1 protein-coding gene and 1 pseudogene are annotated in these 1,258 nt (G+C 70.5%); one reads left to right on the plus strand and one right to left on the minus strand.

Annotated features, from left to right (window positions below):
• Positions 1–33 precede the first annotated feature (33 nt).
• The gene (locus tag ACOADB_RS07650; RefSeq protein ID WP_378597366.1) at positions 34–996 is read right to left on the minus strand and encodes a diguanylate cyclase; all 963 of its coding nucleotides are present in this window, start codon (positions 994–996) and stop codon (positions 34–36) included.
• 74 nt (positions 997–1,070) lie between these two features.
• Here ACOADB_RS07650 and ACOADB_RS07655 point away from each other — a divergent pair.
• Positions 1,071–1,258, plus strand: a pseudogene (locus ACOADB_RS07655) (DUF2236 domain-containing protein); the annotation flags it as partial.

Here is a 1,258-nt window from a genome sequence, read left to right on the forward strand (position 1 = left end):
CCGAGCGTAGACCGGTCAGGCGGGTCAGGTGGGTCAGGCGGTGCGGGTGGACAGGTGGCGTCGCTTGGTGTCGTACATCCGGGCATCGGCGTGGAGCAGCGCCTCGGGCAACCGGTCGATCGCAGTGAGCGGCGCGGTGCCGACGCTGGCGCGCCGAGCCAGGGCCGGGCCGAGGCGGGCGTGCAGTTCCTCGGCACTGAGGTCGGGGCTCATGACCGCGAACTCGTCGCCGCCGAGACGGGCGATGACGTCGCTGTCGCGCAGGTGGTTGCGCAGCACGTCGGCGACGCGGCGGATCAGGGCGTCGCCGGCGTCGTGGCCGCCGTCGTCGTTGACGAGCTTGAGGCCGTCGACGTCGATGAACGCGACGGAGGCGGTGTCGCCGGTGCGCTGCTCCCACCGCAGCTGTGCCTGCTCGAGGAAGCCGCGGCGGTTCCACAGGCCGGTCAGGTCGTCGGTGGTCGCGAGGCGGTGGGTGGCCTGGTGCAGCTCGACGGCGGAGGCCAGCTGGTGGTGGATGGTGACCTTGTCGAGCGTGACCGAGGCCGCGTTGGCGAGCCCCTGCAACAGCGCGACCTCGCCGTCGGTGGCGGTGTGGTGCTCGGCCCAGTAGGCGCCGATCGCGGCGATCGGATCGATCGAGCGCACGGGCATCATCACCAGGCTCTGCACGAAGGTCGGGCGGTAGGCCTCGAACGGAATGCGCGGGTCGGCGTAGATGTCGGGGATGACGACATGGGTGCCGTGCACCATCGCCCAGCCGCTGATGCAGGCCTCGAGGGGGAACCGGAGTCCCTTCCAGAGTGGCTCGATCGCGTCCTCGTCGTCGTAGAAGCACTGTTCGCCGTCGCGCAGGACGAAGGTCGCGCCGTCGCAGTTGGCGAGCTCGCGTGCCGCGGTGCGGACGACGGCCTGGACGTCGTCGAGGTCGGCGGCAAGCGACAGCTCCTGGATGGCGAGCAGCAGGCGCTCCACCCCGGTGACGTCGGTGGTCATGTCGAGACCATCGGCAGGATCGGGCTCGACATTCGCGACTTGAACACGAGTAAATGCTCGCGTCACCATGGAGCATGAGCGCAGCTGCTGACGTCACCCCCCAGGGGTCCCTGCCCGGCACCACCCCGACCCGCTTCATGGCGGGCGTCGAGCGCAACCGTCGCCTCGGCCGTCCGCTCAAGCTGGTCGGTCGCGTGAAGGGCGTCGACGAGGACCTCCTGGCCCGCATCGGCGAGGCGATGATGGAGCGTGACGAGCCCGG

Source organism: Nocardioides sp. CPCC 206348, assembly GCF_048654705.1.
Taxonomy (GTDB): domain Bacteria; phylum Actinomycetota; class Actinomycetes; order Propionibacteriales; family Nocardioidaceae; genus Nocardioides.

What these genes read in the sequence shown, in the direction of transcription:
- ACOADB_RS07650 (WP_378597366.1), bottom strand. Translation starts at nt 996, where the DNA reads ATGACCACCGACGTCACCGGGGTGGAGCGCCTGCTGCTCGCCATCCAG.